The organism is Yersinia kristensenii, from assembly GCF_900460525.1.
GTDB lineage: Bacteria > Pseudomonadota > Gammaproteobacteria > Enterobacterales > Enterobacteriaceae > Yersinia > Yersinia kristensenii.
Genome location: NZ_UHIY01000001.1, coordinates 2,811,443 through 2,832,441 on the forward strand (window position 1 = coordinate 2,811,443; position 20,999 = coordinate 2,832,441).

Genomic DNA, 20,999 nt, shown 5'->3' on the forward strand with positions numbered 1-20,999 from the left:
CTAATCTAATCGACGATTTGTTTTCCATGCCGTCAGGCCGATAAACACGGTTGCTGATGCAACCAAAAACAACAGGTTAATCACCAAAACGGTACCGATATCTCCCGCCAGGAAGAGTGTTTGCAAACTGCTGACAAAATAGCGAGCAGGGATGATATAGGTCACGGCGCGGACCACGGCGGGCATACTGTCGATTTGGAAAATAAATCCTGACAACATAACTGCGGGTAGAAATGCGGCGTTGAGTGCCACCATGGCTGCATTGAACTGGTTGCGGGTGATAGTCGAAATTAGCAGCCCCATGCCCAGTGTGCTGGCTAAGAATAAGCTGGTCATGATAAATAATATCCACAATGAGCCGCGATAAGGCACACCGAGGATAAACACCGCGACTACCATACATAACGTCATGGCGACCATCCCGAGCACATAATAGGGAATGAGTTTTGACAGCAGTAATTCACTGCGCGTGACTTGGGTCGAGAGTAGCGCCTCCATGGTGCCGCGCTCCCATTCGCGGGCGATGACCAGTGACGTCAGGATAGCGCCAATCACTGTCATGATAATGGTGATGGCCCCCGGAATAATAAAATGTCGGCTGATAGCTGCGGGGTTAAACCAATAACGTACTTGAACCTCTATCAGTGGATCATTTTTTTGCCCCAGATTTTGCGCCTGTTGCTGTTGCCAGATTTGCCATACGCCTTGGGCATAACCTTGCACAAAGTTGGCGGTGTTCGGCTCACTGCCGTCAGTAATGACCTGAATCGGTGCTTGGCTCTCTGGCCGTGCGAGTTGCTCAGCAAAATCATTGGGGATCACAATCAACCCACGAATTTTACCGGCTTGCATAGCTTGAATCAGCGCCTGGCGGTCATCACTGATTTGCGGAGAAATATAGGGCGAGCTGGCGAACGCGTTAGCTAAATCTTGCGCCGGCTTGCTTTGTTGCTCCATTAAAATACCGATATGCAGTTTGCTGGAGTCCAGATTGATGCCGTAGCCAAAAATAAACAGCAACAGCAGAGGAATAACAAAAGCAATTAGCCCACTGCTGGGGTCGCGCAGAATTTGCCGAGTTTCTTTATTGCAAAGCGCCCGCAGGCGTCGCCAGGAGAACCCGGTGTCTTGATAAGTTTCACTCTCATTTACCGGCGATTTATTTACATGGGAATCATATGGCTCGGTCATGATTGTTGCTCCTTATCATTTTGCTGGTCATAGCGCAGGACCAACCCGATAAATGCTTCTTCCATGGATGGATTAGGATTGTCATCAGTGGCAACTTGCTGTTTTAGCTCATCTGGCGTGCCCGCCGCAATAATTTTGCCCCGATAAACCAGCCCGATGCGGTCACAATACTCCGCCTCATCCATAAAGTGGGTGGTGACCATTACGGTCACCCCTTTATCTACCATCCCATTGATATGTAGCCAAAATTCACGGCGGGTGAGGGGGTCGACACCGGAGGTTGGCTCGTCCAGAAACAGAATGTCGGGTTCATGCATCAGGGCGCAAGCCAGCGCCAGGCGCTGTTTGAACCCCAGTGGCAGTGAGTCGGGTGTTTGCTTGAGAATTGGCGTGAAATTAAACGCCGACGTCATATCGGCTATTTTTTCGCGCTGAGTTTTCCCTTGTAGGCCATAAACCCCAGAGAAAAACTTCAGATTTTGCTCTACCGTCAGATTGCCATACAGTGAGAATTTCTGCGCCATATAGCCCAAATGCTGGCGTGCTTTACCGGAGCTGGTTTTCAGATCCATACCCAGCACCAAAGCTTTGCCACTGCTGGGAACCAGCAAACCACACATCATTTTAAATGTGGTCGATTTACCGGCACCGTTCGGCCCGAGCAAGCCAAAGATTTCCCCACGTTTGACCTGAAAATTCACATGATCGGTGGCAGCGAAGTCACCAAATTTCTTGGTTAATTCTTGGGCCTCAATCACGGTTTCATCATGGCTGCCCTCGACTTTGGGCATGATTTTTGCCAGCGCAGACTCGCTGGCCGGGCCACCGCCCAGCAGGTCGATAAAGGCATCCTCAAAACGCGGTTCTGCCTCCATAATCTCGGCATTAGGTTGATCTAACAGGGATAATATTTTCTTGTGATCTACATCCGGCTTGAGGATCAACCGCACATATTTACCCTGAATCACGCCATCACTGACCTGAGGCAACGCCAAAGCATGTTGTAGTAATTTGCGGTTAGTGCCGGTTTGGGCGGCGACCAGAATAGTCCGGCCACTCATGCGCTGTGTCAGTTCTTGCGGTGCGCCGCTGTAGAGCAATTTACCTTCATTGAGCAGCAAGACCTCGCGGCATTGTTCAGCTTCATCCAGATATGATGTGCTCCAGAGAATGAGCATACCGTCACTCGCCAGTTCATGAACCATGCGCCATAGCTCGCGGCGTGAGATGGGGTCGACACCGACGCCTGGCTCATCCAGCAACAAAACTTTGGGCTGCCCGACCAAAGTACAGGCCAAGCCCAATTTTTGTTTCATGCCACCGGAAAGTTTGCCCGCCAACCGCTCTGTAAAGCGGGTTAAATCAGTAAAAGTTAGCAGACGCTCGAAGGTCTGACGGCGCTGTTCACCGGTAACGCCCCGTAAATCGGCATACAGCGTCAGGTTTTCCATCACCGTCAAATCTTCATACAAACCAAATTTTTGCGGCATATAGCCGAGGATGGAATGTAACTGGCGATCATCTTCAACAGGGTCAAGGCCGACGACCGTCAGTTTGCCTTGGCTGGGTTTAAGCAGCCCGGCTAACATCCGTAACAGCGTGGTTTTACCTGCGCCGTCTGGCCCGACCAAACCGGTGACTGCACCACTGCGGATTTCAGTGGTCAGGCTGGCAACCGCCGGGCTCTCCAGTCCGGGGAACGATTTTTCGACACCTTCCAGAGTAATAAGATGCTGAATGCCATTCATAGCTCAAGCCACCTTAAGGTTGTGCAAAACTGATGGTGACCGGCATACCTTGGCGTAGCGATTCATCGGCGTCCGTGATGATAATTCGCAAGCGATAAACCAGGTCGGTTCGCAAGTCCGGTGTTTCTACACTCTTAGGGGTAAATTCGGCGGTTGGTGAAACAAAGCCAATTTTGCCGTGATAAGGCTTGCCCGGGCGGCCATCAGTAAAGATTTCGACCTCAGTCCCCGGTATGGCTTGCCCCAAGTGGCGCTCACTGACATAGGCCCGCACCCAAACCGGATCCGTCAGTGAGAGAGTAAAGACGGTATTACTGGCAGACAAAATAGTACCTGGCTCAACCGCGCGCGTCAGTACCGTCCCGCCAGAAGGTGAAAGCAAGGTGGTGTCTTGTAAATTGAGTTGGGCTTGCGCCAATTCAGCTTCACTTTGCGCCAGATTCGCTTCGGCCTGTGCGATTTCTTGCGGGCGGTTACCGCTCAAATATTGGGCGAGTTTATCTTTTGATGCTTGCAGATTAGCCTGGGCCTGACTGCGCGCGGTACGGGCATTTTCCAGCTCATTGGCTGATACGGCTTTGCTTGTCCACAGCCCTTGCTGGCGTTTCAGGAAGCTGTCGGCATAACTGAATGCGGCCTCGCGCTGAGAGACTTCAGCTCGAACTTGGGCAATTTCTTCTTCCCGGTAGCCCGCCTTCAGTAAATCCAACTGGGCTTGCGCACTTTGCACATTGGCCTGGGCCTGCTTAAGGGCATTGAGATACGGGCCGTCATCCAGTTTCCCCAAGACTTCGCCCGGCTGAACTTTATCCCCTTCATCGACGGCCAGAGAAGCCAGCCGACCACCTACCCTAAAGCCCAGATTCACGGTGCGAATATCGACATTGCCATATAACGTCAATGTCGCGTCCTGTTGTTGGCGATAATAATTCCATCCGTAACCGATTGCCGCCAGCACAGCGACGATGACGACGGCCACTATAATCTTCTTGCGATTCATAATGCTCCCTATCTGTTACCGATTTTTATACCCTTCGCCCTTGAAGCCGCAGGATTGTCACCCGAATCACTTACTGGTCGTTGACCTTAAATGAATAGACTCATCGGGATTTATTCGCTTACTGCCTACCTGCAACTCCAATTTTTTTAGATATAACTACAACTTTTATAGTTACAATTTTTATAACGACCTACTTAAGACGCTCATTATGCCGATTTAGCTCGCAGCCCATAAAGCAGCAGGTCGATATGTTCGATAAGTACTTGATTAATCATCTCACTTTCAGATTCGCCAATCTCCAGCCAGCCGGCTTGTCGGCGGATGGTTTCCCGCGCCATGCGGAAAGCGAGAACCTCGCCTATCAGTGCATGAGTATGAAGAATGGTTTTCGTCGCACTTGCATCGGCACCAATAAATGCCGCCAGCAAAAAATTCATTTTTTGGTGTAAGGGCGCAATGGCCTGAGTATGAATCAACGGGTATGCATCACTGGGGGAGAGTTGTTCCCGCGCCATGATTTTACTGATATTCAGTGTTTCCGGCTGTGTCATTAAATGGCTAAATTCCAGTAACCCACGGCGGATATAATGCAATTGCTGTTCTGGACTTTGATCCTGGCTCGGCAGGCGCAGAAATTGGTCAATTTCCAACGCCAGTGGTGCAAAAGCCTGCTGGATAAAATCCGCAATTTGTTGTGCCACCGCCAGATACAAACCTTCTTTAGAATTGAAGTAGTAAGTAATCGCGGCAATATTCTGTCCTGCTCGCTGGGCAATTTCGCGGGTGGTTGCCCCTTTCAAACCCTGTTCGCCGAACAGTTCGGTCGCAGCCTGTATTAATTGCTGGCGTGCTTGTTCACCGCGGGTGGTCACCGGTATTGCCGGTGTTAAATAGTGAGGTGTGGAATGAGACATAGGCACCATACTCAATATACCCCGCGTACTTGAAGCCGCAGGGTTGTTAGCTACACTCACTCACCCGAATCACTTACCTGTGTAAGCTCATCGGGATTCATTCGCTTGCTGCCTACCTGCAACTCCAATTACTTTGGGTAAAAATGGATAAGATTTGTGCTAACTATAATGATAGTCAAATAATAAATCAATCGTATGATTAACTTTAGGTCTCTGCTGAGAATATGTAAAGCTATGGCCGTAATTCGCCCTGTTTTTGTGATCCTGAGCAGGTTAATCGGGGCTGATAAATCAATTCTGTTGATGTTTGAGCTAATAAAATTCTTAAGAAACGTGTAAATCTCCCTTTTCTCACTAACATCTGCTATAATCAGCCGCAATGGTGCACTGCAGTTTGTGCCAATCCTCGTGGTAATGCCTCAATTCATGCCTCGTCTGATAATCTTCCCTTGAAACTGCACCTGACGTTATCGCCAGGATTGGGAAGATCTGGAGCTTCTCGTAATATGTCATTTGATTCTCTCGGCCTAAACGCCGACATCCTGCGTGCTGTTGAAGAGCAGGGCTACCTTGTGCCGACACCGATTCAACGTCAGGCAATCCCTGTGGTATTGGAAGGCCGTGATTTAATGGCCAGCGCGCAAACCGGTACGGGTAAAACCGCGGGTTTCACCTTGCCGTTGTTGCAATTGCTAAGTCAGGATCAACAGCCAATTAAAGGCCGTCGTCCGGTGCGTGCGTTGATTTTGACGCCAACCCGCGAGCTGGCTGCGCAGATTGACGAAAACGTACAGAGTTACAGCAAATACCTGAAGCTGCGTTCGCTGGTGGTATTTGGTGGCGTTAGCATTAACCCACAGATGATGAAATTGCGCGGTGGTGTGGATATTTTGGTCGCCACCCCTGGCCGTTTACTGGATCTGGAACATCAGAATGCAGTTGATTTGTCCAAAATTGAAATTTTGGTATTGGACGAAGCTGACCGCATGCTGGATATGGGCTTTATTCACGATATCCGTCGTGTATTGGCCAAACTGCCAGCCAAACGCCAGAACTTGCTGTTCTCTGCCACTTTCTCTGATGAGATTAAAGGTTTGGCTAGTAAGTTGTTGCATAACCCGGCTTCTGTTGAAGTTGCGCGCCGTAACACTGCGTCTGAACAAATTGCACAAAGCGTTCATTTTGTTGATAAAAACCGCAAGCGTGAGCTACTGTCTCAGATGATTGGTGAAGGTAACTGGCAGCAAGTATTGGTGTTTAACCGCACCAAACACGGCGCTAACCATTTAGCCGAGCAATTGAATAAAGACGGTATTACTGCCGCTGCCATTCACGGCAACAAGAGCCAAGGTGCGCGTACCCGTGCATTGGCTGATTTTAAAGATGGTAAAATCCGTGTATTGGTAGCGACTGATATCGCTGCTCGTGGTTTGGATATTGATCAGTTACCTCATGTGGTTAACTATGAGCTGCCAAACGTACCGGAAGATTACGTGCACCGCATTGGCCGTACTGGCCGCGCGGAACGTACTGGCGAGGCGATTTCACTGGTTTGTGTTGATGAACATAAATTGTTGCGTGATATTGAGCGCTTACTGAAACGTGAAATTCCACGTATCGCACTCGATGGCTATGAGCCGGACCCAAGTATTAAAGCGGATCCGATTCAAAATGGCCGTCAGGGCCGTGGGGCGCAGCGCCCTGGAATGGGCCGGGGTAGCAGTGCGGGTCGCCCACAGAATGGTGGTGGTGCAACAGCAGGTCGCGGTGATAGCCGTACCAGCCGCCCGCGCAGCCAGGCTGATGGTCAACGCCGCCCGGCAGGCCCGTCTTCACGTGGTCGTAGCCGCAAACCAGGCGAATAAGCAAGAAAGTATTCGCTGATAAAACCGCTTCTTCGGAGGCGGTTTTTTTTATCTGAATTTCTGTCATTACTGGGTTATCCCTTGTTTTATCCCCGGCATCCCCCGTATCATTGCCGGTCTTTTTTACCGTTATACTATGTTGGCTTTATAGATTCTGGGCAGGATGTATTCATGGTGTGGATAGGGGAGTAGGGTCATTAGCATGAGGGTAATACTGGCGCCGATGGAAGGTGTATTAGATTCACTGGTGCGCGAGCTCCTCAGTGAAGTCAATGATTATGATCTTTGCATCACCGAATTCTTACGGGTGGTCGATCAACTATTGCCTGTAAAATCTTTCTATCGTCTGTGTCCTGAACTGCATTATCAGAGCCGGACTTCCTCCGGCACTCAGGTTCGTATCCAATTGTTAGGCCAATACCCCGAATGGCTGGCGGAAAATGCCGCCCGTGCGGTTGAATTGGGGTCTTACGGGGTGGATTTGAACTGTGGTTGCCCGTCAAAGCTGGTTAATGGCAGCGGTGGTGGGGCCACATTGCTGAAAGATCCCGAACTGATTTATCGGGGAGCCAAAGCTATGCGTGAGGCTGTCCCGGCTCATTTGCCGGTAACAGTAAAAATTCGATTAGGCTGGGATTCGGGTGATCGTCAGTTTGAAATTGCCGATGCGGTGCAACAAGCGGGTGCAACCGAACTGGCAGTACATGGCCGTACCAAAGAAGATGGTTATCAAGCTGAACGCATTAACTGGCAGGCGATCGGTGAGATCCGCCAGCGGCTCACTATTCCGGTTATTGCCAACGGTGAAATCTGGGATTACCAGAGCGCGCAAGAGTGTATGAAGGTGACGGGGTGTGATGCTGTGATGTTAGGCCGAGGAGCGCTGAATGTGCCAAACTTGAGCCGAGTGGTCAAATATAACGAACCGCGAATGCCGTGGCCGGAAGTGGTGAAACTGTTGAAAAAATATGTTCAGCTAGAAAAACAGGGGGATACAGGTTTATATCATGTTGCTCGCATCAAGCAGTGGCTAGGGTATCTGCGTAAAGAATATGCTGAAGCCACGGAGTTATTCAGCGAAATCCGCGCGTTAAAAACCTCGAAAGATATTGCGCTCGCTATTCAACGTATTTAGCTTTGCATATTATTAAACACTGTGGCGAAGGGGTTAATCGAAGGCGTTGGCCACAGTGCCGTTTTTGCTAGTATCCGTTGCTGGCTTATTTATTACCATCCTGCATTTGTTTAAGTATCTTACCGAAACTGACGGTTTTTCTACCCACCTTTTTCATTCCATCCTCCGGTAGATAGCTAAACTTGACATAAAGAAGTCTTCCATCACTTTTATCTTTATTTTTCAAAATCTTAATCACATCATACATTTCGTTTAGATCTGAAGGAATACCGGCTGCATCAGTCAGAATAGTACCTACCGGCACGAATTTTAGTGCTTGCTCAACACTTTTGGTTAATAAGTCATGTAATGGAAATAACCCGGTAAAACGTTTCTGAGGCACATAATTCGTGATGCCCATGTAGATATCTGGCAGTTCTTTAATATGGTTTTCGATACCACGAGTTTCGTTTTTAATCAAAAACTCTGAAATCTCAAGAGGAGAGCCGATTAACACTAATGGCTTAATACCCTTCCCTTTTTCAGAAAAAAGATAATCATTATTGGTATTCCTGACCGCTTTTTGCAGTTGCCCCCGATCGACGATAAGACTGTAATATTTCCCTTCTTTTACAATAGGAGCGGGTTCTCGCCATAAGATTATTTCATTAGCGGTTGCAGCCCCTGTTCCTACTATAGAACACATAAATAATATAGATGTATTAACTAAAATTCGCATCAATAAGTTCCTTCTTATCGGGGTGATTTTATACAGATGGTAGCCATACCATAATGGTATTATGGCTGGGATATTAAAGAAATATAACCTAAGTGGATATACTCGTACAGTAGGAATAATAACCATCTCTGATATTATTTCAAATTCATTAAATAGTAATTAATCATTAATAAATTTTAATTATTTTTTCTTGATAAAAACTAAATATACCTTAAACGAGAATGGTTATTTTTTTGATTTGTTTTAAGTATCACGCTTATAGTGTGCGGGCATTTTAAATGCAGTATCTCGTTAGGCGAGGCTCCTATACAAACACAGGTTACTGATCTGACGACGTCCAGAGACGCCCAAGGTTAGGACAAGCTATATCGGATTAAGGTATAGCTCAAAGTAACTTCTGAGAAATCAGATACGTTGTATAGTGCTAAAACTTAGACACGGAGATAGCCATAGAGCACTCTCTAATCTAGTTACGCCCCTATGTGAGGACTGTTTAGTTGATTAATAACAGTAATAGGGTCTTTTATGAGTTCACATCTCGATTTAGCCTTGCAAAAGCAAGACCAGTTCCATCCAGGCGAAGATAAGGAATCTACTTTAGGCGCTTATATGAGCAATGCCTATATTACGGTGTCTGCTGATATGTCAGTCGCTGAGGCTAAAACTTATTTCTTGCAGAATATCTCTGATGATGAAATACCGACACAATTATTGGTCATTAATGATAATCAGCATTTACTCGGCTTACTCTCAGTTAAAAAACTATTGACGGAAGAACAGCAAGATATAAAAATTTTTCAAATTATCAATCAAAGTTATTTTTCTGTATCGCCAGATCAGAACCGTCATGAGGCAGTCAGTCTATTATCAAAAAACAGTTTAGGTATCATTCCAGTATTAAGTTACGGTAAATTAATGGGAATATTACGAGCCCAAGATATTGCTGAGTTGATTGAAGATGAAAATACCGATGATGCCCAACGACAAGGCGCTAGTTTTCCTCTTGATGAGCCATATTTACAAACTAGCCCAGTAACATTATGGCGCAAACGGGTTGTTTGGTTATTACTGCTATTTGTCGCAGAGGCTTATACTGGCACAGTATTAAAAGCGTTTGAAGAACAACTTGAAGCCGCTATTGCCCTGGCATTTTTTATTCCATTATTAATCGGTACGGGTGGGAACAGTGGAACACAAATTACCTCCACTTTAGTACGAGCGATGGCATTAGGTGAAGTTAGTTTACGCAATATAGGCGCAGTATTGCGTAAAGAGGTTTCTACATCTCTAATGGTAGCAGCGACTATTGGTTTAGCTGCCTGGATCCGCGCTTGGTTCCTTGGGGTAGGAATGGAAGTCACTATCGTGGTGAGCTTAACTGTTGTTGCGATTACAGTATGGAGCGCCATTATTTCTTCTATTATTCCGATGGTATTAAAGCGCTTGTCCATCGATCCTGCGGTGGTGTCTGCCCCCTTTATTGCGACCTTTATTGATGGCACCGGTCTGATTATTTACTTTGAAATTGCTCAACGGGTGATGACAGATTTGGCGTAAGGTAAACGGAAATAAAAGGCGCTTTAGCGCCTTTTTTGATAAAAAATCGGATGTTACTTTTTCTTGCGGCCGATAAATTTAGCAATGCCCAATAGGAAGACTGCCCCAACAAAAATCAGCAACGCATCAACCCAAAATGTCAAAGATGCCAAGTTTTCATCATGAATGTCAGCAAGGCCTGCAGCGATTAAAAATACTCCGAAGAGAATACCAAAAATTGTTGTTCCCATATAAACACCTAAAAATTAGATTTATCTAAAAATTTATGTTGGCAAGTATAGGGTGGTATTTAACCTGAGACATGTTTTTTTTTCATTATTGAGGCACCGTTGAGATTATTTTGATTAATTAAAATGACCGGTGATAGATTTACTAAAATTGAATGTTTACAGCAGAAGCCAGTCTACCGTAGCATGTTGATTGTTTTATAAACAAAACTATCATTTAAAATAGTCATTATCATAACTTTAGCTTTGTTTTCCTTCGGAAATGTTTACTGTTGAGCAGTGATTAGGCAGCTTTAATCTTTGTAACAATCATTTTAAGAATGTGTGGTGCGCAGGGCATTACTGTAATTTATAATGCGCCGGATCAACCATAATGTCTCCAGACAACCTTTTTAAGCTGACTAACATGCATGTGAAAATCCGTTCTGCACTATTAAGTTTCTTGCTTTTATCTACCTCTATTAGTGGTGTCCCTACCGCGATAGCGAGTGGCGGAGGCAATGAAGTTAAAGGAAAGGCCCCTCTTGAATTGGCTTCGGGGAGCGCGATGGTGGTTGATTTGCAAACAAATAAAGTCATTTATGCTAACAATGCAGATGAAGTTGTGCCGATTGCTTCAATCACCAAACTGATGACAGCAATGGTGGTATTAGATGCCAAGTTGCCGCTTGATGAGATTATTTCGGTTGATATCCATCAAACCAAAGAAATGAAAGGGGTATTTTCTCGGGTTAGAGTAAACAGTGAAATTAGCCGCAAAGATATGTTGTTGCTGGCGCTCATGTCGTCGGAAAACCGTGCAGCAGCCAGTTTGGCCCATCATTATCCCGGTGGATATAACGCCTTTATTAAAGCAATGAATGCAAAGGCTAAATCGCTAGGAATGACGAATACGCGCTATGTCGAACCAACAGGTTTGTCGATTAATAATGTGTCGACGGCACGTGACCTTACTAAATTATTGATAGCAACCAAACAATACCCACTGATTGGTCAATTAAGTACCACTACCGAGAAAATGGCTACGTTCCGTGACCCCAATTACACATTGCCTTTCCGTAATACTAACCATTTGGTTTATAACGACAAATGGAATATTCAGCTGACTAAAACCGGTTTTACTAATCAGGCCGGGCATTGTCTGGCAATGCGTACTGTTATTGGTAATCGCCCTGTTGCATTAGTTGTTTTGGATGCTTTTGGCAAATATACCCATTTTGCGGATGCAAACCGCCTGCGCAGTTGGATGGAAACCGGCAAGGCTGCCCCTATTCCTGGAGCTGCAAAAAGTTATCGTCAACAAAAAGATGCTCAAGGGCGTTTAGCTCAGGTGACTGAATAAATACAGTGATAGTTATTGAAAGGCAGAGTTTGCAACCAGCCTGCAACTCTGCCTATAGCATTTAACTAATTTCTCTCAACATACTGATAATAATTAAAAAATAAGTTTAAATACACCAGTAATGGTCAGTAAACCGACAATAAAAATGATTGCGATAATCCACAGTATTATTTTCATTCGTTCTCCCAGATTTCGTATAAAAAACTAACATGTGATAGTCATACCAACTTTCGTGGGTGTCAGACTATGACTATAGTTTGTCTGGCAGAATTCATACGATATGTTGCAGGAATTCGGATAATGCTTAAGTTATTTTAATTTGCCAGATATCCGTCCTCAACACAGTTATTTTGTCTGCCAGTATTTAAGTTTCGAGGTTTTACCAATCCCCGGATTAAAACTATTGGTAGGGTCTATCTGCTGATAAAACGCTTTCAATGCCGGTTTGGCTATGTAGAGGTGCCCGACATTATGTTCGGCTGGGTATTCTGCCCCTTTGTTATTCAGAAGCGCCAACATTTTTTGTTTTAGGGCGTGGGTATCGACCCCTTTCTTCACGATATAATCCTGATGGAAAACGTGGCACAAAAAATGACCATAGTAGAGTTTGGCGACCAAACATTGATCTATTTCGGGCGGTAACGTCTCAAACCATTGTTCCTCATTACGCGGCAAGGCAATATCCAACGCCAGAATATCTTCTACTTTATCGGCATGGATTGCGTGATAACGAACAGCGGCTCCTGCCGCGGCAAAGCGATGTAAAAAAGCTTTTTTGCCTTCATCAGCAGTACAGGTAATAAAATTACCTTCCGCCGTAGTAAAAAAATCTTTTAAAAATTGCTGTGCTTCAGTTATCCCTTCACCTGACATTTTGAGCATCAAATGATGCTCATATTTACTACGATAACTCTTAAGGCGTTTAGGTAAATGGCTGGGGAGTACCTGGCTGAAACCTTGCATAATACGGTCAGTTAAATGATCTATTAGAAAGGGAACCTTATTAAGGCGGGCATCAATTTTACCTTTTAAGGTGAAAAAACGTGGCATGTTATTGGTGCCCATGTTGTTGATCATGACAAATGTATCTTTGCCATACACTTCTGCAATATCAAAAATATCGCGATGCATATATTCGCCAGCAACAGGTAAATACTTGAAGTCACGTAAAATAGCGCGCCGTAGATCAGTTAAGACCTGAGTTTGATTGGTACCAATATAGAAAACTTGCTGCTGCTTGTCTCTGGGGAATGTGTCCAACCGAACGGCAAATACAGCTAGTTTGCCCGCACATCCAGAGGCCTCAAAGAGTCGTCGTGGGTCGGCATTAAAACGAGAAGGCGTTGACGAATCAATATCTCTCACTCGCGTTGCATATTCATGATCGGATGCTTGTTGAGTGCCCTGATCAATATCACTGACAGGGTATTTACCCCGTTCCAAGCATTGTAAAATCTCTTCTGGTGTATCGCCTAAATGAATTCCTAAGTGGTTAATTAATTGCAACTCACCTTGTGCATCAATTTGTGCAAATAACGCCATTTCTGTGTAGGCAGGGCCTCTTTGAACCAATGAACCACCTGAATTATTGCAAATACCACCGATAACAGAAGCACCAATACAAGAAGAACCAATGACTGAATGGGGCTCTCTATCATAAGGTTTTAAGCGTTTTTCCAGTTGATTCAATGTACTACCAGGAAAGCCAATAACTTGTTTGCCATCATTGAGTAGCTGAATTTGATTAAGCCGCAATGTATTTAATATAACAATGGGCCGATCGTAATCATCACCACTAGGGGTTGACCCCTCTGTTAGCCCTGTATTAGCTGCTTGCATTATAACGATAGTATCGGCTGCAACACAGGCTTGTAGCAACTGCCATTGCTGTAATAACGTAGAAGGGAACACTACAGCGAGGGCAGAACCAGCCCCTGACCTAAAACCCGAACGATAGCGTTCAGTTTGTCGCTCACCAGTCAATAAGTAGCGCGCACCTACGATATGCTGTAATTGGGTCAGTAAAGTTTGCGTTTTTTTATCATAAGAGTGATTCATTCGTGCGGCTCCCTGTAGTGGCATTTACTTTTTATAGCGTCGGGCTTCACACTTGCGTTCAGTCCGATATGGAACATTATTTTGGTGCAATGAAGTAAACATGAGGGGCTGCATGCTTTCCTGATAAAACGTGTGTTTTGTGAACTCACTCGCATTATTATCGCTTAAAAAGCATCCAGTCTTCGAATCACTGTGTTTTAAACATTATTAACTCTAATGATTAATTGAGAGGATAAGACAGAAAATTGTGATGGGCTCGCCGTTTAATATCTTGATAAGAGTTTTGATCATGACGTGATGAGGTATAGGATCGGATACCGGAACTACGCTGATTAATAAGGTATTTTATGAGTGAGCATTTTGTGGGTAAATATGAAGTTGAGTTGAAGTTCAAAGTATCGAACATCAACCAATTACATGAACAGTTAACAATGTATAAAGCAGTGCCATTTACTGTCAATAATCATGAAAAAGATATCTATTTGGAAGTGAATAGCGGTGATTTAGCCGCTAAACAGATCAGTATGCTTTTACGCGAAATGAATCCATCAGGTATTCGTTTATGGATAGTTAAGGGGCCGGGTACGGAACGCTGTGAAGCGAGCAATATTGAAGATATTGATAAAGTGAAGAGCATGTTGTCAACATTAGGGTATCAACCCGCTTTTACACTAGAAAAACAACGTAGTATCTATTTTATTGGGAAGTTTCACGTCACGGTTGATAGCTTGGCGGAGTTGGGTGATTTTGCTGAGATAGCCATCATGACTGATGATTTTACTGCCCTTGATAATCTTAAGGCAGAATGCCGAGAGTTAGCTAATGGATTAGGATTATTAGTAGAACAACAAGAGAATCGCTCATACCGGCAGTTGCTCGGCTTCTAACTATTGTGCGATTTGCCATTATAAAGTATTGGCCGCTCTGTGTATCACGGCCAAATAGGCTTATTTTTTCATCAAAGACTTCAAGTTGGCGAATGGATTGTGGGTAGCAATACCCTGATCATTCTGGGCATCATCCCCGGCAATCACAGTCGAGCCATAAAGGTCTGCCTCGGTATATTTAGAGTGTTCATGGTCATGACAAAAAAGACATAACATCTCCCAATTGCTGCCATCTTCTGGGTTATTACTATGGTCATGGTCAATATGGTGAACGGTTAGTTCTCGCAGGTTGGAATAAACAAATTCTCGTGAGCACTTACCGCAAACCCACGGAAAAATCTTCAATGCTTTCTCCCTATACCCACTTTCGAGACGTGCATAGTTCTTCGGTATATATGCCATATCAGCCTTCAATTCTGCGAGAAATAATGTTTGTATTTTAGCGTGAAAACAGACGGTAGACTATCAACTATTGGCAATTAATCTTTAGGCCATACTTCTTCGTTAGAGTCTGTTTCTATAGGAACATATTGAATCAATTATAAAAACATGTGTCTAGATATTCATGTTGATACTGATAATTTTTGAGACTTTTGCCGATGATTTAAAGGGATAAGTCGTTTTACACTATCACTGAGTTTTTACGGTCCCTTTTTATATTATTCAGTATAGAATTATTGGCATAAGATTATGTTTCCCCCGCTAATAGACTTATTTTACGGCATGCAATACAGCGTGTTTAGCCTGAAATCCTTTGCCGATAGAGTTGAGGCGATATGAAAGAATCTGAGGTACTGGCCGAAGTCAGTAATGAAAACCAGACATTAGTAGCCGTGGTGCAACAAGACCAGCGGGTAGTGTACTTCTATATTTATCCGCAAGAGGCGTTTGAAGAACGTTTCCCCGTTCGCGCCTGCTGGGTGAGAAATTTGGTCGCAGCTCCAATATCGGCTGATAATGCCGCCCTTGAACAAGGACTGGCTCCGTGTTTGGCGGCAGAATTTTGCCGTAATGTGGCTGGTGAGGCTGAACTTGATGCACAGTTTATTTCGATCATCTGGTCAGAAAGTGATGACGGCGCAGCATTGTGGTATCAGGGGCAATTACTGGCGATTATTCCCGGTTGGAGTTTATATATTGATCACTCTGTTTGTTATTCTGCCAGTTGCATTAAAGATAACCCGCTAACATTACCTCTAGGGTCAGCTTCCACTAATACCCAATATACCCATGCACAAAATACCCGCCAATTTTGGCGGGTCTGGCAGCAGGAGGAAGGGAATCCATGGCCTGCATTACAAGCTGAATATATTCAGTGCTATGAACAACACTTTGGCCCATCGGTTAAATATTATGCCATCGATCAAGGCAAGTGGCCGCCTATGGCTATCTCCCAGCACGAAAAAGAGGGAATATATTACTTTCTGACGTTGGGGGTCAGTATTCGTCCTCAGCCATGGGTTGAAATATTATTCAATGATGATGCGGCTAAATACCGGCGTTTCGAAATGGCTATAGCGATTGATAGCCAATTTGTTAATGAGGACAACGCTATCTATATGGCTAGCGCGTTGGCAGGTTTTGCTCATGTACCTTGGAGTAAAATAACTTGGCTAGGGGAGGGGCACACATTGGAGTCAAAAGTTGCTCCTCAGGGGTATGAGGGTTATGTCTTGTCATCAAAGCTTTATGCTAATGCAGATAGCCTAATATTACCCCTCCAGCAAGAAGACCCGGTTAATATATATTGGGCCAGCCCCATTTTTGCCAGCGAAAGAAAATTTGCCCATAGTGTACCGAATGGTGGGTATGATTTACTGAAAAAACTGCAGCAACAGGGGGTTAATCATATTTTTTCACCTCGAGAACCCATTATTTAATTTCAACTGAACATGACTAATCTGGTTTGCAGATTTTGTTATTCGGGTCTTAACTTAATAATGACGATAGCGGTTTAAGGCCGCTATGTTGAGTTTGTAATGAGTGAGATAGGCAAGTCAGCTATCAGTGAAAATTAATTTTATGGAGGTACTTATGGGCATACTATCTTGGATTATTTTTGGTCTTATCGCTGGGATTTTAGCTAAATGGATTATGCCAGGAGAGGATGGCGGTGGTTTTATTATGACTATAATCCTCGGTGTGGTAGGGGCGCTGGTTGGTGGCTATATTAGTACTTTCTTTGGGATGGGTAAGGTTGATGGATTTAACCTTGGTAGCTTTGTGGTGGCAGTTATTGGTTCACTGGTTGTGCTGCTTGTCTATCGAAAATTAAGAAGTTAGCAACTTTTCAGGTGCTTATTATAGTGATTTTAAATAATCATTTTTGACTAAATAAGCATTAAACAAGAAAATTTTCTCTCATCAAGAATATAAGAAAGGTGGCTAAATTTTGTCACCTTTCTCTCATAAAACCATCATCAATATGCAATAGAAATATTAGTTAATAGCACATGACTACAGGCAATCTGAGAAACATGACATGGGCCAGGCATTGCGTAAGCTCACTGTGGCTGATTATCCAGCTGTGGTGTTAGAATCGCGTAAAAAGGTACTTTCTGTTAAAGGTTTGGTTAAGGCGTATAAGTCACAACATCGAGTTTTGGATAATATTAATTTTGAGATTCATGCGGGTGAATTTGTCGCAATAATTGGCCGTTCTGGTGCCGGTAAATCTACATTACTACATGTTTTAAATGGCACTATTCCCAGTAGTGCTGGTGAAATTATTAATTACCATGACAACGGCGAAACACAAAATATTGCAGCCCTGACAACAAAGCAGATGCGTAAATGGCGAGCTCAATGTGGCATGATTTTTCAAGATTTCTGTTTGGTTCCGCGTCTTGATGTGATGACTAACGTTTTATTAGGCCGTCTCAGTTACACCTCCACACTAAAATCATTTTTTAAGATATTTGCGGATCAGGATCGCGCCAGAGCTATCGAATTATTACAGTGGCTTAATATGCTGCCGCATGCTTTGCAACGCGCAGAAAACCTTTCGGGTGGACAAATGCAGCGTGTTGCTATTTGCCGTGCCATGATGCAAAACCCCAAAATATTATTGGCTGATGAACCCGTCGCTTCTTTGGATCCTAAGAATACGACTCGTATTATGAATACATTACAGAAAATAAGTGAAAATGATATTGCGGTGGTTGTTAATTTACACTCTGTCAATTTAGTGAAAGATTATTGTACCAGAGTTATTGGTATTGCTCATGGACGAATTATTTTTGACGGTCATCCCTCTATGCTAAATGACACCATTATTCAGGATATATATAGTGATGAATCACCTGAGCTTTTGCATTAACTCCCACTTATCCCTTTATCAGAATAGGTTATTTTAATGAAAAAAGTACTTTGTCTTACCTCATTAGTGGCAAGTTTTATGGTATTTAATGCCACTGCAGTGGATGCACCAAAAGAAATTAATCTGGGTATTCTTGGCGGGCAGAATGCAACACAGCAAATTGGCGATAATGTATGTGTTAAGGAGTTCTTAGATAAGGAATTAAATGTTAAAACAAATTTGCATAATGCATCTGATTACTCAGGCGTTATTCAAGGTTTATTAGGTGGAAAGATTGACCTGGTATTAAGTATGTCTCCTTCCTCTTTTGCCTCTGTTTATATCAAAGATCCTAAAGCTGTTGATATTGTAGGTATTGCTATTGATGATACTGACCAATCTCGCGGCTATCACTCTGTCGTCGTTGTAAAAGCAGATAGTCCTTACCAGAAAATTGAAGACTTAAAGGGTAAAGCTTTTGGCTTTGCAGACCCAGATTCAACCTCTGGTTTCTTGATCCCTAATCAAATATTTAAACAGAAATTAGGTGGGACACCAGATAACAAATATAACAATTTCTTTTCTAGCGTGACATTCTCTGGCGGACATGAGCAAGATATTCTTGGAGTCATTAATGGCCAATTTGACGGTGCAGTTACTTGGGCATCGATGATCGGTGACTACAATACTGGATATACCAGCGGCGCATTTACCCGCATGATTCGTATGGACCACCCGGATTTAATGAAACAGATCCGTATTATCTGGGAATCTCCCCTTATTCCTAATGGTCCGATTTTAGTTCGCGGTGCATTACCCCCTGAGTTTAAAGCGCAGTTAGTGGCTGCGGTTAAAAAACTGGATAAAGAAGATCATGGTTGTTTCATCAAAGCGATGGGTGGCAAACAGCATATTGGTGAAACATCGCTCAGCGAGTATCAAACTATTATTGATATGAAGCGCGAATTAACCAAAGGTGACCGTTAAGTCGGTCCTGCGGATAAAATATGATAGCTCTGGTTTGCCGGGGCTATCATTTTTAGGTGGTAGCTAATTTTGAATACAGACTTTAACTATTACTATCAAAAGGTTCGCGCTAAACAAAAACGTGAAACGTTGATTTGGTCATTGATGCTGGCAATTATCTATCTTGGTGCGGGAAATATTGCTGAGTTTAATTTACATACTATCTTTATTTCTATTCCGCATTTTTTTGATTATCTCGTTGAAACTATTCCCGTACTCCATTGGCATAAATTGTTTGCAGATGGTCATACGGAAGGTTCCTTGGCTTATTGGGGCTATCGTCTACCAATTCAGTTACCGCTAATTTGGGAAACTCTACAACTGGCGGTGGCTTCGACAATTTTGTCAGTTATGGTTGCTATTATTTTTGCTTTTTTAGCGGCGAATAATACTCAAAGTCCAGCGTGGTTGAGATTATCTATTCGCACCTTTGTTGCCTTTTTACGCACAATGCCAGAATTGGCATGGGCGGTGATGTTCGTCATGGCCTTTGGCATTGGGGCTATTCCCGGTTTTTTGGCGTTGGCATTACACACTATTGGCAGCTTAACTAAGTTGTTTTACGAGTCATTGGAAACAGCATCGGATAAACCTGTTCGCGGCCTTGCTGCTTGTGGTGCCGGCAAATTACAACGAATGCGTTTTGCGCTTTGGCCGCAAGTCAAACCCGTATTTCTTTCCTATAGCTTTATGCGGCTGGAGATTAATTTTCGCCAATCGACCATTTTGGGGTTGGTGGGGGCGGGGGGAATCGGTCAGGAGTTGATGACCTCAATAAAACTAGATCGTTATGATCAGGTGAGTATGACATTACTGCTGATTATTATTGTAGTTTCGTTACTGGATTATACATCCGGTAAATTACGCAAACGAGTTGTCGAGGGCGTGTCATAATGTTGACAGACCACTTGAGTACAGAGCAACTAGCAACTGTGAAACAGCAACATCCGCAGATTTTCTTACAGCAAAAACGATATATAAAGTGGGTCATGATAATTGCCGTAGGCATTTTTTTATATTATCTTTTTTTCTTCAAATCCTTTGGTATTCCCTGGCAGACATTTGTTAATGGTAGCCAGCAAATAAGCCGGTATTTTTTGCGGATGTTTGTCTGGCATGATTTTGTTAATTGGCCATTTAGATATTACTTTGGCCAGATTTTTATTACTTTAGCAATTGTTTTTGCCGGAACAATCACTGCAACCTTGATTGCTTTGCCTCTGTCATTTTTGGCTGCACGAAATGTGATGTCGACACCGGGTTTACGCCTTATTTCATTTGTCGTGCGTCGTTTATTGGATATTTTCCGTGGTATTGATATGGCAATCTGGGGGCTGATTTTTGTACGTGCTGTCGGGATGGGGCCACTTGCTGGGGTGCTGGCGATTATTATGCAAGATATGGGATTGCTCGGTAAACTCTATGCAGAAGGGCATGAAGCGGTAGATAAATCACCTAATCGTGGTTTAACTTCTCTGGGAGCTAATGCATTACAAAAACAGCGTTTTGGCATTTTTACTCAGTCTTTTCCCACCTTTTTAGCCCTTAGCCTCTATCAGATTGAATCCAATACTCGTTCGGCCGCAGTATTAGGTTTTGTGGGGGCTGGCGGTATAGGTTTAGTTTATGCTGAGAATATGAGACTATGGAATTGGGATGTTGTTATGTTTATTACTTTAATAATGGTTGTCATTGTAATGATCATGGATAAAGTTTCTGCCACTTTGCGGAAAAAGTATATTATTGGTGAGGAAATCCCCCTTTATGAACCAACTAATAATATCAAAACCAAGGTTTAATATGTGTTTCAATGGTCAAGATTATTGTTTATTTATCTCTTACCTTTATTAATTATTTATTAGAAATAACTAATAAATAATTATATGTCATGGTTTTCTATTTTTGCTATATGTGTATTTTTATTATCAACCAGATTTACATTGAGAAAATCGGTGTTGATCTATACAATACTGCCCGCTAGGCGTTAAAGACGATTTTTTTCTTGCGATATTCGCGCGCGCCTAATCTAAATA

The 20,999-nt window shown here is 43.7% G+C and carries 20 protein-coding genes and 1 riboswitch; of the genes, 11 read left to right on the top strand and 9 right to left on the bottom strand.

Annotated elements, in window-relative coordinates; genetic code table 11:
• The 4 genes from DX162_RS12830 to DX162_RS12845 form a co-directional block, all read right to left on the bottom strand.
• Positions 1-1,191 carry an ABC transporter permease gene (locus DX162_RS12830; RefSeq protein WP_049561741.1) on the bottom strand — a complete coding sequence of 397 codons (1,191 nt, stop codon included), beginning with the start codon at positions 1,189-1,191 and terminating at the stop codon, positions 1-3.
• Positions 1,188-2,939, bottom strand: coding sequence for an ATP-binding cassette domain-containing protein (locus DX162_RS12835; protein WP_050118097.1), 1,752 nt, complete (start codon positions 2,937-2,939; stop codon positions 1,188-1,190). Before DX162_RS12835 ends, DX162_RS12830 begins: the two co-directional genes overlap by 4 nt.
• Before the next feature lie 13 nt (positions 2,940-2,952).
• A complete protein-coding gene (gene hlyD / locus DX162_RS12840; protein WP_032820279.1) occupies positions 2,953-3,939 on the bottom strand; it encodes a secretion protein HlyD in 987 nt (328 codons plus the stop codon).
• A gap of 206 nt (positions 3,940-4,145) precedes the next feature.
• Positions 4,146-4,853 carry a transcriptional regulator gene (locus DX162_RS12845; protein ID WP_032820300.1) on the bottom strand — a complete coding sequence of 236 codons (708 nt, stop codon included), beginning with the start codon at positions 4,851-4,853 and terminating at the stop codon, positions 4,146-4,148.
• Between the two features lie 506 nt (positions 4,854-5,359).
• On the opposite strand from DX162_RS12845, the gene rhlE reads away from it, so the two are divergent.
• Together rhlE and dusC are read left to right on the top strand one after the other, a co-directional pair.
• Positions 5,360-6,718: an ATP-dependent RNA helicase RhlE gene (gene rhlE / locus DX162_RS12850; RefSeq protein WP_004391532.1), complete on the top strand. Its 1,359-nt coding sequence runs from the start codon at positions 5,360-5,362 to the stop codon at positions 6,716-6,718.
• 202 nt (positions 6,719-6,920) lie between these two features.
• Complete coding sequence (dusC, locus tag DX162_RS12855; protein WP_032820277.1) at positions 6,921-7,853, top strand: tRNA dihydrouridine(16) synthase DusC; 933 nt, start codon at positions 6,921-6,923, stop codon at positions 7,851-7,853.
• 85 nt (positions 7,854-7,938) lie between these two features.
• Here the strand turns inward: dusC and DX162_RS12860 are convergent, their stop codons facing one another.
• Positions 7,939-8,571: a hypothetical protein gene (locus DX162_RS12860; protein WP_004391530.1), complete on the bottom strand. Its 633-nt coding sequence runs from the start codon at positions 8,569-8,571 to the stop codon at positions 7,939-7,941.
• A gap of 280 nt (positions 8,572-8,851) precedes the next feature.
• Positions 8,852-9,021, top strand: a riboswitch (M-box (ykoK) riboswitch).
• 75 nt (positions 9,022-9,096) lie between these two features.
• Between DX162_RS12860 and DX162_RS12865 the strand changes: the two genes are divergently transcribed.
• Entirely contained in the window at positions 9,097-10,128 is a 1,032-nt protein-coding gene (locus tag DX162_RS12865; protein WP_004391529.1) for a magnesium transporter, read from the top strand.
• Positions 10,129-10,181: 53 nt separating this feature from the next.
• Here DX162_RS12865 and DX162_RS12870 read toward each other — a convergent pair whose 3' ends face one another.
• Positions 10,182-10,358 carry a hypothetical protein gene (locus DX162_RS12870; protein ID WP_004391528.1) on the bottom strand — a complete coding sequence of 59 codons (177 nt, stop codon included), beginning with the start codon at positions 10,356-10,358 and terminating at the stop codon, positions 10,182-10,184.
• 403 nt (positions 10,359-10,761) lie between these two features.
• On the opposite strand from DX162_RS12870, the gene pbpG reads away from it, so the two are divergent.
• Complete coding sequence (gene pbpG / locus DX162_RS12875) at positions 10,762-11,697, top strand: D-alanyl-D-alanine endopeptidase (protein WP_004391527.1); 936 nt, start codon at positions 10,762-10,764, stop codon at positions 11,695-11,697.
• A gap of 93 nt (positions 11,698-11,790) precedes the next feature.
• Here pbpG and DX162_RS23030 read toward each other — a convergent pair whose 3' ends face one another.
• Together DX162_RS23030 and dld are read right to left on the bottom strand one after the other, a co-directional pair.
• Positions 11,791-11,874 (bottom strand): small membrane protein YohP, encoded by an 84-nt coding sequence (locus DX162_RS23030; RefSeq protein ID WP_017346848.1) that lies wholly within the window; start codon positions 11,872-11,874, stop codon positions 11,791-11,793.
• Positions 11,875-12,042: 168 nt separating this feature from the next.
• On the bottom strand, positions 12,043-13,755 hold the full coding sequence (gene dld / locus DX162_RS12880) for a D-lactate dehydrogenase (RefSeq protein ID WP_098081201.1): 1,713 nt from the start codon (positions 13,753-13,755) through the stop codon (positions 12,043-12,045).
• A gap of 347 nt (positions 13,756-14,102) precedes the next feature.
• Here dld and cyaB point away from each other — a divergent pair, with 347 nt between their 5' ends.
• Positions 14,103-14,642 carry a class IV adenylate cyclase gene (gene cyaB, locus DX162_RS12885; RefSeq protein ID WP_004391524.1) on the top strand — a complete coding sequence of 180 codons (540 nt, stop codon included), beginning with the start codon at positions 14,103-14,105 and terminating at the stop codon, positions 14,640-14,642.
• A 60-nt stretch (positions 14,643-14,702) separates the two neighbouring features.
• Here the strand turns inward: cyaB and yajD are convergent, their stop codons facing one another.
• Positions 14,703-15,044: an HNH nuclease YajD gene (gene yajD, locus DX162_RS12890; protein WP_032820275.1), complete on the bottom strand. Its 342-nt coding sequence runs from the start codon at positions 15,042-15,044 to the stop codon at positions 14,703-14,705.
• A 374-nt stretch (positions 15,045-15,418) separates the two neighbouring features.
• Between yajD and DX162_RS12895 the strand changes: the two genes are divergently transcribed.
• The 6 genes from DX162_RS12895 (at position 15,419) to phnE (DX162_RS12920) (ending at position 20,765) form a co-directional block, all read left to right on the top strand.
• Positions 15,419-16,522 (top strand): suppressor of fused domain protein, encoded by a 1,104-nt coding sequence (locus DX162_RS12895; protein WP_004391522.1) that lies wholly within the window; start codon positions 15,419-15,421, stop codon positions 16,520-16,522.
• A 154-nt stretch (positions 16,523-16,676) separates the two neighbouring features.
• The gene (locus DX162_RS12900; RefSeq protein ID WP_004391521.1) at positions 16,677-16,925 is read left to right on the top strand and encodes a GlsB/YeaQ/YmgE family stress response membrane protein; all 249 of its coding nucleotides are present in this window, start codon (positions 16,677-16,679) and stop codon (positions 16,923-16,925) included.
• 199 nt (positions 16,926-17,124) lie between these two features.
• Positions 17,125-17,961, top strand: a complete 837-nt coding sequence (phnC, locus tag DX162_RS12905; RefSeq protein ID WP_004391520.1) for a phosphonate ABC transporter ATP-binding protein — start codon at positions 17,125-17,127, stop codon at positions 17,959-17,961.
• A gap of 36 nt (positions 17,962-17,997) precedes the next feature.
• Positions 17,998-18,927, top strand: coding sequence for a phosphonate ABC transporter substrate-binding protein (phnD, locus tag DX162_RS12910; protein WP_004391519.1), 930 nt, complete (start codon positions 17,998-18,000; stop codon positions 18,925-18,927).
• Positions 18,928-18,996: 69 nt separating this feature from the next.
• Positions 18,997-19,860, top strand: coding sequence for a phosphonate ABC transporter, permease protein PhnE (phnE, locus tag DX162_RS12915; protein ID WP_004391518.1), 864 nt, complete (start codon positions 18,997-18,999; stop codon positions 19,858-19,860).
• Complete coding sequence (gene phnE / locus DX162_RS12920) at positions 19,860-20,765, top strand: phosphonate ABC transporter, permease protein PhnE (protein WP_098081204.1); 906 nt, start codon at positions 19,860-19,862, stop codon at positions 20,763-20,765. Before phnE (DX162_RS12915) ends, phnE (DX162_RS12920) begins: the two co-directional genes overlap by 1 nt.
• Positions 20,766-20,999: the final 234 nt, after the last annotated feature.

Coding starts and splice junctions, on each gene's coding strand:
- pbpG (WP_004391527.1), top strand. CDS start 10,762: ATGCATGTGAAAATCCGTTCTGCACTATTAAGTTTCTTGCTTTTATCT.
- dusC (WP_032820277.1), top strand. CDS start 6,921: ATGAGGGTAATACTGGCGCCGATGGAAGGTGTATTAGATTCACTGGTG.
- DX162_RS12845 (WP_032820300.1), bottom strand. CDS start 4,853: ATGTCTCATTCCACACCTCACTATTTAACACCGGCAATACCGGTGACC.
- DX162_RS12870 (WP_004391528.1), bottom strand. CDS start 10,358: ATGGGAACAACAATTTTTGGTATTCTCTTCGGAGTATTTTTAATCGCT.
- phnC (WP_004391520.1), top strand. CDS start 17,125: ATGGGCCAGGCATTGCGTAAGCTCACTGTGGCTGATTATCCAGCTGTG.
- DX162_RS23030 (WP_017346848.1), bottom strand. CDS start 11,874: ATGAAAATAATACTGTGGATTATCGCAATCATTTTTATTGTCGGTTTA.
- phnE (WP_098081204.1), top strand. CDS start 19,860: ATGTTGACAGACCACTTGAGTACAGAGCAACTAGCAACTGTGAAACAG.
- yajD (WP_032820275.1), bottom strand. CDS start 15,044: ATGGCATATATACCGAAGAACTATGCACGTCTCGAAAGTGGGTATAGG.
- DX162_RS12830 (WP_049561741.1), bottom strand. CDS start 1,191: ATGACCGAGCCATATGATTCCCATGTAAATAAATCGCCGGTAAATGAG.
- dld (WP_098081201.1), bottom strand. CDS start 13,755: ATGAATCACTCTTATGATAAAAAAACGCAAACTTTACTGACCCAATTA.
- DX162_RS12860 (WP_004391530.1), bottom strand. CDS start 8,571: ATGCGAATTTTAGTTAATACATCTATATTATTTATGTGTTCTATAGTA.
- DX162_RS12865 (WP_004391529.1), top strand. CDS start 9,097: ATGAGTTCACATCTCGATTTAGCCTTGCAAAAGCAAGACCAGTTCCAT.
- cyaB (WP_004391524.1), top strand. CDS start 14,103: ATGAGTGAGCATTTTGTGGGTAAATATGAAGTTGAGTTGAAGTTCAAA.
- DX162_RS12895 (WP_004391522.1), top strand. CDS start 15,419: ATGAAAGAATCTGAGGTACTGGCCGAAGTCAGTAATGAAAACCAGACA.
- DX162_RS12900 (WP_004391521.1), top strand. CDS start 16,677: ATGGGCATACTATCTTGGATTATTTTTGGTCTTATCGCTGGGATTTTA.
- rhlE (WP_004391532.1), top strand. CDS start 5,360: ATGTCATTTGATTCTCTCGGCCTAAACGCCGACATCCTGCGTGCTGTT.
- DX162_RS12835 (WP_050118097.1), bottom strand. CDS start 2,939: ATGAATGGCATTCAGCATCTTATTACTCTGGAAGGTGTCGAAAAATCG.
- phnD (WP_004391519.1), top strand. CDS start 17,998: ATGAAAAAAGTACTTTGTCTTACCTCATTAGTGGCAAGTTTTATGGTA.
- hlyD (WP_032820279.1), bottom strand. CDS start 3,939: ATGAATCGCAAGAAGATTATAGTGGCCGTCGTCATCGTCGCTGTGCTG.